15 protein-coding genes are annotated in these 13,459 nt (G+C 68.8%); 6 read left to right on the forward strand and 9 right to left on the reverse strand.

Going from position 1 to position 13,459, the window contains the following annotated elements; all coding sequences use genetic code 11:
- Positions 1-42: 42 nt before the first annotated feature.
- Positions 43-597, forward strand: a complete 555-nt coding sequence (locus tag AC07PV_RS09970) for a flavodoxin family protein (RefSeq protein WP_492244801.1) — start codon at positions 43-45, stop codon at positions 595-597.
- Positions 598-695: 98 nt separating this feature from the next.
- On the opposite strand, the gene AC07PV_RS09975 is transcribed toward AC07PV_RS09970, so the two are convergent.
- From AC07PV_RS09975 to AC07PV_RS09990, 4 genes are all read right to left on the reverse strand, one after another.
- On the reverse strand, positions 696-905 hold the full coding sequence (locus AC07PV_RS09975) for a helix-hairpin-helix domain-containing protein (RefSeq protein WP_218296513.1): 210 nt from the start codon (positions 903-905) through the stop codon (positions 696-698).
- A gap of 31 nt (positions 906-936) precedes the next feature.
- Positions 937-1,125 carry a hypothetical protein gene (locus tag AC07PV_RS09980; protein WP_494630128.1) on the reverse strand — a complete coding sequence of 63 codons (189 nt, stop codon included), beginning with the start codon at positions 1,123-1,125 and terminating at the stop codon, positions 937-939.
- Between the two features lie 62 nt (positions 1,126-1,187).
- Positions 1,188-1,946, reverse strand: coding sequence for a YdcF family protein (locus tag AC07PV_RS09985; protein WP_494630129.1), 759 nt, complete (start codon positions 1,944-1,946; stop codon positions 1,188-1,190).
- A 129-nt stretch (positions 1,947-2,075) separates the two neighbouring features.
- Positions 2,076-2,864, reverse strand: coding sequence for an alpha/beta fold hydrolase (locus AC07PV_RS09990; RefSeq protein ID WP_494630130.1), 789 nt, complete (start codon positions 2,862-2,864; stop codon positions 2,076-2,078).
- Positions 2,865-3,052: 188 nt separating this feature from the next.
- Here AC07PV_RS09990 and AC07PV_RS09995 point away from each other — a divergent pair, with 188 nt between their 5' ends.
- Both AC07PV_RS09995 and AC07PV_RS10000 read left to right on the forward strand, forming a co-directional pair.
- Positions 3,053-3,574, forward strand: a complete 522-nt coding sequence (locus AC07PV_RS09995; RefSeq protein ID WP_029414219.1) for a flavin reductase family protein — start codon at positions 3,053-3,055, stop codon at positions 3,572-3,574.
- Positions 3,571-4,161 (forward strand): MOSC domain-containing protein, encoded by a 591-nt coding sequence (locus tag AC07PV_RS10000; RefSeq protein WP_494630131.1) that lies wholly within the window; start codon positions 3,571-3,573, stop codon positions 4,159-4,161. The genes AC07PV_RS09995 and AC07PV_RS10000 overlap by 4 nt, the downstream gene beginning before the upstream one ends.
- 87 nt (positions 4,162-4,248) lie before the next feature.
- On the opposite strand, the gene minE is transcribed toward AC07PV_RS10000, so the two are convergent.
- The 3 genes from minE to minC all read right to left on the reverse strand — a co-directional run bounded on the left by minE (position 4,249) and on the right by minC (position 6,309).
- Entirely contained in the window at positions 4,249-4,515 is a 267-nt protein-coding gene (gene minE / locus AC07PV_RS10005) for a cell division topological specificity factor MinE (RefSeq protein WP_015011987.1), read from the reverse strand.
- Positions 4,516-4,518: 3 nt separating this feature from the next.
- Positions 4,519-5,337, reverse strand: a complete 819-nt coding sequence (minD, locus tag AC07PV_RS10010) for a septum site-determining protein MinD (protein WP_218296509.1) — start codon at positions 5,335-5,337, stop codon at positions 4,519-4,521.
- Between the two features lie 204 nt (positions 5,338-5,541).
- On the reverse strand, positions 5,542-6,309 hold the full coding sequence (gene minC / locus AC07PV_RS10015) for a septum site-determining protein MinC (RefSeq protein ID WP_218296508.1): 768 nt from the start codon (positions 6,307-6,309) through the stop codon (positions 5,542-5,544).
- 295 nt (positions 6,310-6,604) lie between these two features.
- Here minC and AC07PV_RS10020 point away from each other — a divergent pair, with 295 nt between their 5' ends.
- Positions 6,605-7,522: a DMT family transporter gene (locus tag AC07PV_RS10020; RefSeq protein WP_218296507.1), complete on the forward strand. Its 918-nt coding sequence runs from the start codon at positions 6,605-6,607 to the stop codon at positions 7,520-7,522.
- Positions 7,523-8,012: 490 nt separating this feature from the next.
- Entirely contained in the window at positions 8,013-9,173 is a 1,161-nt protein-coding gene (locus AC07PV_RS10025; RefSeq protein ID WP_494630133.1) for a hypothetical protein, read from the forward strand.
- Between the two features lie 601 nt (positions 9,174-9,774).
- Here AC07PV_RS10025 and pssA read toward each other — a convergent pair.
- Positions 9,775-10,401 carry a CDP-diacylglycerol--serine O-phosphatidyltransferase gene (gene pssA, locus AC07PV_RS10030; RefSeq protein ID WP_218296505.1) on the reverse strand — a complete coding sequence of 209 codons (627 nt, stop codon included), beginning with the start codon at positions 10,399-10,401 and terminating at the stop codon, positions 9,775-9,777.
- Positions 10,402-10,443: 42 nt separating this feature from the next.
- Positions 10,444-11,367: a LysR family transcriptional regulator gene (locus AC07PV_RS10035; RefSeq protein WP_218296504.1), complete on the reverse strand. Its 924-nt coding sequence runs from the start codon at positions 11,365-11,367 to the stop codon at positions 10,444-10,446.
- A gap of 113 nt (positions 11,368-11,480) precedes the next feature.
- Here AC07PV_RS10035 and AC07PV_RS10040 point away from each other — a divergent pair, with 113 nt between their 5' ends.
- On the forward strand, positions 11,481-13,418 hold the full coding sequence (locus AC07PV_RS10040) for an acyl-CoA synthetase (RefSeq protein WP_494630134.1): 1,938 nt from the start codon (positions 11,481-11,483) through the stop codon (positions 13,416-13,418).
- The last annotated feature ends 41 nt before the right edge of the window (positions 13,419-13,459 follow it).

A 13,459-nucleotide genomic window follows, 5' to 3' on the forward strand; every position in this document is an offset into this window, starting at 1 on the left:
CACTGCCAGCAGACACGGGCCGGGGCCGTTACGATCCCGTCCATGCCTGCACCGCACTACCTCTTTCTCACCACGTCCACCCGCGAGCCGGGCCACACCGGCAACACCGAGTGGCTCGCGCGCCAGGCGGCCGCCGCGCTGCCCCCGGGCACCACACAAACCTGGCACCACCTGGCCCGCATGGACCTGCCGCCCTTCGTGGACCAGCGCCACACCTCGGGCACCTATGCGCCGCCCGAAGGCGACATGAAGACGCTGCTGGACGCCACGCTGGCGGCCACGCACATCGTGTTCGTGGCGCCGGTCTACTGGTACAGCATTCCCTCGCCGCTCAAGACCTACCTGGACCACTGGAGCGCCTGGATGCGCGTGCCCGGCCTGGCCTTCAAGGAGCCCATGGGCGCGAAGACCCTGGCGCTCATCACCACCAGCGGCGACCGCGCCAAGGCCCAGCCCATGATCGACTCCGTGGAGCTGTGCGCCCGGTTCCTGTCGATGGCCTGGGGCGGCGCGCTGTGGGGCAAGGGCGGGCCGCCGGGGGCGGTGCAGGCCGACGCGCAGGCGCTGGCTGCGGCGCCGGACTTCTTGCTGGCGTAGCTAACCACAACGCCGTGCCGGCACGGCACAGGGTGAGGCTGCTGCGGTCGCGGTGGGTGTGGCTTTCGCCACAGGGGCCGGGACGCCGGCGAGAACAGCTAGGGCTGCCGGCTCCGGGCCAGCGCCACGATGGCGCCAATGGCGCCGCGCGCCTGGGGGCTGTTGTGCCAGCAGGTGGACCTCATCATCTCCGAGATGGTTCTGGTCACCGCGGCCACATCCGCGTCGACCAGTTCGGCCAGCGCCGAAAACCCGACCTGCTCCAGGCGCGCAATCACGGTGGCCCCCACGCCGTGCAGGGCCAGCATTTGCTCTTTTTCAGCGGCAGAAAAACCCATGTCACCCCACTGTGGGCATTGCAACGAGGGAGACTGTATCCGCCTGCCCGAGCGCCATCAGGTTCGCCAGGCTCTGGCGGCCCGCAGATCCATCCGGCACCAGGGCGTGCGCGGCGTCTCCCATGGCTGGGGCGCCGGCGCCCGGCGCGCCTTTCCACTTCACTGTGCCGGCGGCATTGGCCTGCATCATGGGCAGCTCCCTCTCAAGAATGATGCACACGAGGCTATTGCCGGGCTGCTGACAACGTCGTGTCAGGAGCCCAGCCCCATCCGCTGCACCAGAATCCCCAGCCATTCGTGCAGCGCCAGGCTGCTGTCGGCCAGCGCGGAGGCGCGCGGCAACACCCGGTACAGCTTGCGGGCCTGCCCGCCCTTGAAGCCCATGGGCGCGGGCAGCACCTGCAGCCCCGCGCGCTCGAAGGCCCCGGCCGCGCGCACCATGTGCCAGCCGTGGGTGACCAGGGCAATGCGCTCGATACCGGCGGCCTTGAGCAGGATGGCGGATTTTTCGGCATTGCTGCGGGTGTCGAGCGACTCCACCTCCGTCCAGCGCACCCGCCCTTTGAACTCGCGCTCCACCACGTCCTTCATGACCAGTGCCTCGGCCCGCATGCCGCCGGTGGAGCCGCCCGTCGCCAGGATCGGCAAGCCCGCCTGCTGCTGCAGGTGCACGGCGTAGCGCACCCGCTCGCGGGCGCCCCGGCTGAGCACATCCACACCGTACTCGGGGGCCACGGTGTCGGCCCCGCCCCCCAGCACCACGATGGCCTGGGTGCGCGATTGGGACAACTGCTTGGCGGTCACCACGGGATGGTGCTCCAGGCTGCGCACCAGCACATCCGACACCGGTGGCCAGGACAGCACCAGCACCGACAGCAGCGACAGCACCACCACCGTGATGCCCGTGCGGCGGTGGTAGCGCGCGATCCACAGCCCCACCAGCGCCAGCAGGATGCTGGACACCGGGGGCAACAGCAGCGCAGACAGTATTTTCTTCAGGGCAAACCACATGGCAACAGAAGGAGAAAGGGAAGGAGCAATCAGGCCTGCACGAGCCCGCCCGGCGGCGCCAGGGCATGGCGGGGGAAAAAATGGACCGCTTGGACGGCCGAACCATCGGCCCTGCGGGGTGGGGCAAGCTCAGTGCAGCACCCGCCGCTGCGCCAGAAAGTCCAGCAGCGCGGCATCGAAACCCTCGGGGTCCTCCAGCTGGGGCCAGTGCCCGACATGGGGCAGCACCAGGGTCTGCGCATCGGGCAGCACCTGGGCCAGCGCCTCCAGGGCCGCGGGGGGTGTGCAGCGGTCCAGCGCGCCCCCCACCAGCAGCGTGGGCATGGCCAGGTGGGCCAGCGCGGCAGCCCCGCGATCAAACGTGGGCAAGGCCTCCAGCGCGCGCCGGTAGGCCCCCGGGTACACCTGGGCCAGCGCATGGTTGGCCAGCCGCACCCCTTCGGGCAAGGCGCCGGTGCCGATGAACTGGGGCACCAGCGTTTGCGCCAGCGCCTCCATGCCGCCACCGCCATCCAGCGCTTTCAGGGCGCGCAGCCGGGGCGCCACCCAATCTTCCACCGCCTGCGCATCGAGCGCCGGCCCGCCCGCGCACAGCACGAGGCGCCGCACCTGCGATGGGCCGCGCACGGCGGCCTCCAGCGCCACCATGGCGCCCATGCCGTGCCCCACCAGCGTGACCGGGCCACCCTGCAGGGCGTCGATCAGGGCCAAGCAGCTCTGCGCCAGCGCCTTGAAGGTGTAGGGCTCCACGGGCGCGCTGCGGCCATAGCCCGGCATGTTCCAGGCCACGGCGCGGTAGCCAACCGTGGCCAGCGTTTCCACCTGGGGGGCAAAGGTGAGGTGGTCGCCATCGGCGTCGTGCAGCATGAGCACGGTGGGGCCGAAGCCCAGGGCGGTGAAGGTAGGAAGAACGGCCATGCGGTGGAAAACGGAACAGAAATGACTTACGCAAAACAGGGCTCAGGCAGATAGCTCCCCCCCACGCCAGGTGGTGGTTGCATCCCGATTTGCGCAAGTCTTACGGAAGTAAACCCCGCAACAGCGCGGTGGTGGGTGGCGCCTGATAATAGTTGCTCCCCCCTGCTGCCACCGCTGGCACCGCTTTTGTGAACCCTTCGCCCCCCCGCCCCGCCCTCGCCCTGCCACCGAGCTTCTCCACACGCGAGTTTCGCGATGCACTGGGCATGTTTGCCACGGGCGTGACGATCGTCACGGCCCGCACGGCTGCGGGTGACCTGGTGGGGCTCACGGCCAGTTCGTTCAATTCGGTGTCGCTGGCGCCCCCGCTGGTGCTGTGGAGCCTGTCGCACGGCGCCAGCACCCTGCCCACCTTTGCCGATGGCTCGCACTACGCCATCCACGTGCTGGCCGCGGACCAGAAGGCGCTGGCCGAGCGTTTTGCCACGCGCGGCATCGACCGCTGGGCAGGCCTGGAACACCGGCCCGGCATCAGCGGTGCCCCGTTGCTGGCCGGGGCTGCTGCCACGTTCGAATGCTTCAACCGCAGCCAGTACAAGGAGGGCGACCACACCATCTTTGTGGGCGAGGTCGAGCGCTGCGAGCACCGCGAAGGCATCTCGCCCCTGCTGTACCACGGGGGCAAGTTCTACACCGAGCACCCGCTGTGACGGCCCCCACTGTGGCCGTGCGCCACGTGAACATCGGCCTGGCCCGGCGCCTGAAGGTGGGCGAACGCTCGGTGCTCACCGCCATCGGCAAGGCACCCGTCACCGGCCCGGTGGCCGTGGGCCCGCTGGGCCTGGCGGGGGACGAGCAGGCCGACCCGAGCGTGCACGGCGGCCTGGGCAAGGCCATATACGCCTACCCCGCCGCCCACTACGCGTTCTGGCAGGCACAGCGCCGCGAACGCGGCGTGAGCCTGTTCGATGAAACCTTGCCGCCGGGTTTCATGGGGGAGAACCTCACCATCGACGGGCCGCTGGAAGCGGATGTGTTTGTGGGCGATGAATGGCATTTCCCCCACTGCGTGCTGCGGGTGAGCGCCCCGCGCGAGCCATGCTTCAAGTTCAACGCCGTCATGGGGTTTGCGCAGGCGGGCCGCACCATGGCCCTGGCCGGGTGCTGCGGCTACTACCTGGCGGTGGACCAGCCCGGCACCATCGCCGCCGGAGAGACCGCCACGCTGGTGCCCGGGCAGCGCGGGCTGAGCATCGCGCAGGCGCTGGCCGGCAAGTGGGCAAAACACGCGCGCTAGCCAAGCCCCACCGGGTTCATCAATTTTGATAGCTGCCAGCGCTTACCAGATAAGCGCCAGGGGCCAATTTGGCTTGGATGCAGGACCTCAGCGCACGGTGTCGGGCAGCTCGATCTTGACCTCCAGCACCTCCAGGTTGTCCTGGCGCTCCAGGTGCACCTTGAGGTCGTCGGGGTTGATCTTCACGTACTTGGAGATCACCGCCACCAGTTCGCGCTGCAGCGCGGGCAGGTAGTCGGGCTCCGAGGCATTGCGGCCGTTGCGCTCGTGCGCCAGGATGATCTGCAGCCGCTCCTTGGCGACGCTGGCGGTTTTCTTCTTCTCGCCGAGCAGGAAGGACAGGAAAGAAGCCATGGCTTATTTGCTCCCGAACAGGCGTTTGAAGAAGCCTGGCTTTTCCGCGTCGATGAAACGCAGCGGCTTGTCGGTGGCGCCCAGGAAGCGGTCGATCACGTCCTTGTAGGCCTCGGACACATCCGAGTCCTTGGCATGGATCGCGGGTGTGCCCTGGTTGGACGACTGCAGCACCACTTCCGACTCGGGGATCACGCCGATCAGCTTGATGCGCAGGATGTCCTGGATGTCTTCCAGGCTCAGCATCTGGCCGTCCTGCACGCGGCTGGGGTTGTAGCGCGTGATGAGCAGGTGCTCCTTGATCGGCTCGCCGCCTTCAATGGCGCGCTTGGTCTTGCTCCCCAGCATGCCCAGGATGCGGTCCGAGTCGCGCACCGACGACACCTCGGGGTTCGTCACCAGCAGCGCCTCGTCGGCGAAGTGCATGGCCATCAGCGCGCCGCTTTCGATGCCGGCGGGCGAGTCGCAGACGATGTACTCGAAGTCCATCGCGGCCAGGTCCTTGAGCACTTTCTCGACGCCGTCCTGCGTGAGCGCGTCCTTGTCGCGCGTCTGGCTGGCGGCCAGCACGAACAGGTTGTCGCACTGCTTGTCCTTGATGAGGGCCTGGTTCAGGTTGGCCTCGCCCTGGATCACGTTGATGAGGTCGTACACCACGCGGCGTTCGCAGCCCATGATGAGGTCCAGGTTGCGCAGGCCGACGTCAAAGTCGATCACGGCGGTCTTGTGGCCGCGCAGGGCGAGGCCGGTGGCAAAGCTGGCACTGGTGGTGGTCTTGCCCACGCCACCCTTGCCGGAGGTCACGACGACGATTTTGGCCATGTGTTGGGGTCTCTTGAGGGGTTTGATGATGAATGAAGTATCAATTTTCGTGGCGCATGCACCGGGGCGACGCTTGACACGGGCGTGGCCCACACCAGGGCTCCCGCGCAAGGGCCGCCCCGCCGCGCTGGGAGCGTCCCGCTGCGCGCAGCGCGCAGCGCTGCGAGAGTGGGGGGAAGGAGCGAAGCGACATAGGGGGGTGTTTCACTTGAGAGCTTCGATGATGAGCTTCTCGCCATCGAGCCGGACCTGGGCCGGCTTGCCGCGCACATCGGCGGGCAACTCGGTCTCGGTGGTGCGGTAGATGCCCGCGATGGACACCAGCTGGGGCTCCAGGCAGGTCGAAAAGATGCGCGCTTCGGTGTTGCCGCGCGCACCGGCAATCGCGCGGCCGCGCAGCGGGGCATAGACGTGGATGTTGCCGTCGGCGATCACCTCGGCGCCAAAGCTCACCACGGCCATCACCACCAGGTCGGCGCCACGGGCATACACCTGCTGGCCCGAGCGCAGGGGCTTGTCCACCACCACGGTGCCGGGGCCCGGCATGGGCACTTCGCGCACCACTTCGACCTCGACCTCGCGGATCACCTCGCGCACCACTTCCTGCACCGGGGTGGCAGGGGCCTCGGCGCGAACGGGCGGTGCATCGGGCGCCGCGGCCAGCCCGGCCGCGCGCGCGGCATCCATCTGGGCAGGGCTGCCGCCGCGGACCGCCACGGGCAGGGTGCTGTGGCTGCGCAGCAAGGCCGTGATGGCCGCGAAATCGATGGGTTCCTGCGCTTCGCGCACAGGGGCCAGATCGATCAGCACCGGATCATTGTCGAAGAAGCCCGGGGCGTCGGCCACGCGCTCGGCCAGGTCGGCGGCAAACAGCGCGGCGTCGGTGGTCTTGAGCACCACGGCCACCACGGGCAAAGAGGCGCTCTTGAGGTCAAAGCTGGTGCGGGACTGCGCCGCCGTCGTAAGGGCCATGAATGAGGGGTGGAAAAGACGCTCGGGAACGGGTTTCAGAAGGCGCAAAGTGTACCGTGGGCCCGTGTAAGAACCTGTTCGCGCTCCCCGGGCGCCCTGCGCGGGAACACAAGGGGAAACGCGCGGCGCCTCGCGCGTGGCGCCGTGCCCCTCCCTGGGGAGCCCGTGCCTTCATCGGAAACCGGGCCAATGGCCGCCAGGGTCGCGAGGGGCCGTGAAGCCTTCCGCCTGCGCTCCGGGTCGCCTGGATGCATGGGCGACGGGGCGCCGGGCAAGGGTCTTTGATAATCGACCGATGTCTTCTCCCCGCAAAACCCACATCGATTCCCTGGCCATCGCCCTGCTGCTGGCCTGCTGCATGTTCTGGGGCTTCCAGCAGGTGCTGGTGAAAGCCACCGTGGGCGAGGTGGCTCCCGTGTACCAGGCCTTTCTGCGCTTCGTGCTGGCCACCGTGGCGGTCGCCGCCTGGTGCGCGTGGCGCGGCGTGCCGCTGTCGGGCGCGGCCGAGCCGGCCGGGGCACCGCGCGCGGGCCTGCTCGCCGGGGCGCTGTTCGCAGGAGAGTTTGCCTGCATCTACCTGGGGCTGCAGTACACCACGGCGTCGCGCCTCACGGTGTTCCTCTATGCCGCCCCGTTCTGGGTGGCCCTGCTGCTGCCGCGCTTCATCCCCGGGGAGCGCCTGCAGGGCTGGCAGTGGCTGGGACTGGCCGCTGCCTTTGTGGGCGTGGGGCTGGCGCTGGGCGACGGTCTGCTGGGCCCCGCCAACGCCGCCCTGCCCCGTGCCTGGCTGGGCGACCTGCTGGGCCTGGCCGCGGGCCTGATGTGGGCGCTGACCACGGTGGTGATCCGCACCACGCCGCTCGCGCGCGTGGCGCCCGCCAAGCAGCTGCTCTACCAGGTGGGCGTGAGCGCCGCCGCACTGCCCTGGCTGTCGCTGGCCCTGGGCGAAAGCTGGACCTTGCAGTTCAGCACCTTCGCCTGGGGTTCGCTGCTGGTGCAGGCGCTCGTGGGTGCATTCGTGAGCTATCTGGCCTGGATGTGGATGCTGGCGCACTACCCGGCCACGAAGATCTCGGTGTTCGTGTTCCTCACGCCCGTGTTCGCGCTGCTGTTTGGCACCTGGTGGCTGGGCGAGCCCGTGACGCCCGGACTGGTGGCGGCGCTGGTGCTGGTAGCGGCGGGGATCGTGCTGGTGAACCGGCGCGCGAGCTGATCATTTGTATCAAATGGTGCTACTGCGCCTACTCACTTGGCACTGGCAGCTATCATTTTCATGGCACTTGTTGTCGAAGGTGCCCAGTCCAACCAGGCATGTGGGAAGAACACATGGGGACGATTTGAATCACCGCTGCAAAGTACCACCACAGGTACGCGAGCACCGTTTACCGCTTCCTGAAAAAGCACCCATGCATCACAACACAATGACTTTTGCACCCGAAGCTGCCCACCAATGGGCCCCACGTGCCTTGCCGACCTTGCGAGCCGCACTGGCCTTGAGCTGTGCCGCACTGGCCTTGGCAGGCTGCGGTGGCGGCTCAGGCTCCGCAGAGCCAGGCCAGCCTCCCGTCACCGGCGCGCTGGCCGCCCCCGAGAACTTTGAGAACGGTGGGGCCCTGAGTTTTTCGTGGAGCGCCACGCCGGGCGCCACCCGCTATGAGCTCTTTGCCGACACGGATGGCCCAGGGCCTCAGACGGAAGTGCAGATGGGCGAGGCGCAAGGCCTCAGTTTCTACTCCACGACTCAACGACAGTTCGGCTACCTGAATCTCGCCCGGCTGCCTGACTTCATCAACGCCACCTTCCGTCTGCGGGCTTGCAACACCGATGGCTGTGGAGCCTTCACCGCAGCGAAGGCGCTGGACATTCCCAAAAGCATCAGCCATGAATTCCCATCGGGGCGTGCGCCCCTCAAATCATCAGCGAGCAATTTCGATCCCATATCCCAGGACGGCCTGACTTTGGTCCTGCGCGGTGCCAGCGGTTCGACAAGCACCTTGTTGGTGTTCGCGCGCACGGCCATCGACCAGCCATGGCAGCAGCAAGCCGAGTTCCCCACGCGCGCGTCCCGGATCGCGCTGTCTTCGGACGGCACCACCCTGGCGGGGGCTGAAGACGACAAGATACAGATCTACCACCGCGGCGGCGCAACCTGGGGCCTGCAAGCCACGATTACATCGACCCAGACGCCTGCCGCATGCCCCCAGCCCTGCCAGTTGGCCTCCGTCCCCGGCAAGCTGGCACTGTCGGCCAACGGCAACCTGCTGGCCGTCACGGGGATCTATGGCGCTGCCACTAACACCCCCAACGCTGTTTTCACCTACGTGCGCACCGGCACGACCTGGGCACCCCAAAGCCATCTGGCGCCGGGAGGCAGCGTCGTGGGAACGGCCCTGGCCCTGTCGGGCGATGGCAGCACCCTGGCGTTGAACAGCGGCGCCATCACCCGCAGCGAGAGCTTCGCACCACCATACCTGCATGTTTACGCGCAAAGCGGAGGCGGGACGTGGAGCGAGCAAGCGCGGCTGCCCGTGGGCATCGTGAATTTCCTGGACATTGCGGCATCGCGGTACAGCGCCTTGGCGCTCTCCAACGATGGCGCCACGCTGGCCGTCGAAGCCCTGAACGCACCCAACTCGTTGCCGGCAGAGTTCCACATCACTGGTGCAGACCTCACATGCGCAGGCACGGGGAGTACGGCGCCCGGGTGGCACATCGCCTTGTTCGCCCGCGAGGGTGCTACATGGCGCAGGCAGGCCGTCATAGCGCGCGACGCAGCATCCTGGGCCCTGGCAAACGACGGCAGCGCCCTCTTCTTCGGTGGCGAGCTGTTCAACCGCCGCAGCGGCGCCTGGACGTGCCCTTAGGGTTACGCGCCGCCGGGGGCCTGAAGCCCCGCGAGGATGGCCACCTCCAGCCCCCTCCGGACCGTGCCCCGCAGCAATGAAGCCGGGAAAAACAAGGCCTACCGCCATATAGCAAGCGTATGTAGCTTCTATTTTTATAGCAAAATGCAGGTCGACCGGGGGCATGGCCTCATGGCGCCACGGATGCGCGCACCCAGCGCAGCACCTTCATCGTCGTCCAGGCGCGTGAACTGCCGGGACCAGGTTTCGGACTGCGCAAGTTTCGAATACTGGGGCGGTTCGCCCACAACCAGTCCGGGTGGGTGGCCCGGGGCTTCGCCCGAAAGCATGCAGGTGTACCCTGTAGTACAGGGCAGTGCGGGGGTTTTGGTCCCCGGGGATGGGCCAGCGGGTTTAGCGCGTCGTTGCCCGCATCGCAGTCTTTGAGGCAGTCACCGGCGAGCTGTCGAGCAGGGCCCGGCCCGTGGTGGTCGCCAGGCACGACCAACGCGCCAGCTCTTCGGGCGTCAGCTCGCTGCGTTCCCAGACGGGCACATGACCGCCGTCGCTGCGGTGGTTCATAGGCCGCACGAGCAGGTCGACCGTGCCACCAGCCAGTGGCTCAGAGCTTGGGGATGCGGATCCGGCTGATCATCAGCGAACCCGACAGCGCGAACAGCAGCACCAGCGGGTGCAGCGTGAAGCCGCCGATGAGCACCTTGCCGAACCACAGGCTCTCGCGCACCGCGCCCAGGTAGGCCGCCAGGGCCAGCAGGCCCACGAGCACGATGGAGGTGGGGATGGGCGTGCCCTCGAAGTACTTCACCTTGCCGTCGTCGCCCGAGAGGGTTTCGGCCGTGACGTTGTAGCGCGCCAGGCGCGAGACGCCGCAGGCCACGAAGTAGGCCAGCACGATGCGGTCGTACAGGCCCTGCATGCCGCAGCCATAGGCGATGATGGCCGGAGCCACGCCGAACGAGATCACGTCGGCCAGCGAATCGAGCTCCCGGCCCATGGCCGAACTCTTCTGGCGCCAGCGCGCGATGCGGCCGTCCAGCACGTCGAAGATGAGCGCGGCCAGCACGAGGGCGGCGGCGAAATAGACGTGCACCACGGCGCCGGTTTCCAGGTAGGTCATCGACGAGAACAATGCGCCCACGCCGCAGACCGCGTTGCCCAGCGTGAACCAGTCGGCCAGGTGGAATTCGCGGATCATCGAGAAACGCTTGGGATGTCGGGGAGTGTTCATGTCAGGAGCTCCGGTCGCGCCATGGTGGATGAGAACGCCCCATTATGGGCGGCCAGGTGCCGGGCTTCTTGTAGGCACACCGCCCGCCCGCTCGAGGATGAAATCGATGAGCGTGCGCACCGAACTGGTCTGGTAGCGGTTGGGCATGTACAGGAGGAACATCTGCGTGCCAAAGACGCTCAGGCGGTAGTCGTCGAGCGCGGTGACGATGCGCCCCTCGCGCACCGGGTCCGCCACCACGTAGTCGGGCAGCAGGCCCACGCCCAGGCCCGCCAGGACCGCGTCGCGCAGGAAGGGAAAATGCTCGGACAGCAGGGTGGGCCGGGGCAGCACTTCCTCGCGCTGGCCGTCGGGCCGGTAGGCGGCCACGCGCAGCTCGCGCCCGATGAAGCCCGAGGTGAAGAGCGGCACCGTGGCCAGGTGCTCCAGGCGCGTGGGCAGGCCGTGCTCCTGCGCGTACGCGCGGGCGGCGCACACCACGTAGCGCACGGGCCCCAGGGCCCGCGACACCAGGGCCGGCGGCGGCTCGGTCATGATGCGGATGGCGATGTCCACGTCCTCGCGCACGAGGTCGCTCACGCGGTTCTCGAACATCACTTCGAGCACGATCCCCGGGTACAGACGCTTGAATTCGATGAGCCAGCCGGCCATGACCATCTGGCCGTAGCCCAGGGGCATGCTCAGCCCCACGCGCCCCTGCAGGCTCTGGCCCAGCGTGGCGATGGTTTCGCGCGCCGCCAGCATCTCGTTCATGATGCTGCGGCCGTGCTCGTACAGGCGCAGCCCGACCTCGGTGGGCTCCACGCGCCGCGTGGTGCGGCGCACCAGCTGCACGCCCACCGACTTCTCCAGCTGGTGCAGGTGGTAGCTCACGTTGGCGCGGCTCATCTTGAGCTTGCGCGCGGCCAGGCTGAGGTTGCCGGCGTCCAGGATCTCCACCAGCAGGGTCAGTGCCGAGAGGTCCACGTGGCGCGCTCCGCTTGTTTGTCAAAAATATTCATACAGAGTGTCAATCCTTCATGTGATTGTCAAGAAATCCTGTCGGCACAACAATCCCGGGTCTGCCCGCACTTCCGTCCATGACCGCTCCCGCACTCCATCCGCCCTTTGCCCGCACCGCCACCACCCTCCGCGGCCTGCGGGATGTCGAACAGCTGGAAGCCACGCCCCTGGCCCAGGCGCTGCCGGTGCGGAGCACCTATGAAATCCTGCGCAACGCCGCCCATGCGTTCGGCGGCAAGACCGCGCTGACCTTCCTGCCCACGGCCGATCCGGCGGACGCGCCCATCCGCTGGTCGTACGCGCAGCTGCTGGCCGGCATCCACCAGACGGCCAACCTGCTGCACACACTGGGCGTGGGCCCCCGGGACGCCGTGGCCGTGCTGCTGCCCGGCTGCCTGGAATACCACCTGGCACTGTGGGGCGGCGAGGCGGCGGGCATCGTGCAGCCCCTGAACCCCATGCTCACCGACGAGAAGCTCGCGGCCATGATGGCGCTGGCGGGCGCCAAGGTGCTGATCGCCTACGGTGCGGAAGGCGACGTGGGCTACTGGAGCAAGGCCCTGCGCCTGCGCAGCCAGGTGCCCACGCTCGCCACCGTGCTGCGCGTGGCCCCGCACGATGAGGCGCCCGGCGCCGCCGGCGCGCTACCCGAGGGCGTGGTGGACTTCGCGGCGCGCCTGCGCCAGCCCGCCGGCCAGCTGGTGAGCGGCCGGCGCATCGCGCCCGGCGACATCGCAGCGTACTTTCACACCGGCGGCACCACGGGCGCGCCCAAGATCGCGCGCCACAGCCATGGCGCGCAGGTGTTCACCGCCTGGGCCAGCGTGCAGATGCAGGGCATCACGCCGCAGGACGTGGGCATCAACGGCTACCCGCTGTTCCATGTGGCGGGCGTGCTGCCCGGTTCGCTTGCGGCGCTCTCGGCGGGGGTGGAGACCATCATCCCGACGGCGGGCCTGTTCCGCAACCGCGAGGTCATCGCCAGCTACTGGCGGCTGGTCGAGCGCCACCGCTGCACCTACCTGTCGGCCGTGCCCACGGTGCTGGCCGCGCTGGCCAACGTGCCGCTCGATGGCGCCGACATCTCGTCGCTGCGCTACTGCCGCACGGGCGCGGCCATCCTCGCGCCGGAGCTGGCGGCGCGCTTTGAGCGCCTGTTCGGCCTGCATGTGCACGAAAGCCTGGGCATGACGGAGATGGCGGGCATCTCCACCATCACGCCACCGGGCGTGCACGCGCCCGCCGGCTGCGTGGGCTGGCGCCTGCCGTACGCGCGGCTGCGCATCGTGGCGCTGGACGCGCACGGCAACGCGTCCGGCCAGGACATGCCGCCTGGGCAGCCGGGCATGGTGCTGTTCCAGTCGCCCAACCTGTTCTCGGGGTTTCTGGATGCGGCGGACACGGCCAAGGCCTTCACGGCCGACGGCTGGCTGGCCACCGGAGACCTGGGTTTCGTGGACGCCGAAGGGCGCCTGCACCTGAGCGGCCGCTCCAAGGACCTCATCATCCGCAGCGGCCACAACATCGATCCCAAGGTGATCGAGGACGCGCTGGGCGCCCACCCCGCCGTGCAGCTCGCCGCCGCCGTGGGCGCGCCCGACGCCTATGCGGGCGAGCTGCCCGTGGCCTTTGCCACGCTGGTGCCCGGCGCGCAGGCGACCGAGGCCGAGCTGCTCGCCTTCACCGCAGAGCACGTGGACGAGGCCGTGGCCCGCCCGCGCTGGGTGCGGGTCCTGGGCACCATGCCCGTGACCAACGTGGGCAAGATCTACAAGCCCGCGCTGCGCCTGCAGGCCGCCTGCCACACGGTGCAGGCGCTGGCCGACGGCGTGTGGGCCGAGACCCCCGGCCTCCCCCGCCACCAGGTGCAGCCCGAAGGCGAGAGCGCCGTGCGCGTGACCCTGCAGCCCGGCCCGGGCGCGGCCGCGCTGCAGGCCCGGCTGCGCGAGGTGCTCGCGCCCCTGCCGCTTGCCGTCACCATCGCCCCGGCGCCAGGAAGCCCCCAGCCCGCCTGAACGAGCCCCGGCCCGCCACCGCGCAGGGCCGGGCCGGGCCG

This window comes from Acidovorax sp. GW821-FHT09A11 (assembly GCF_059418365.1).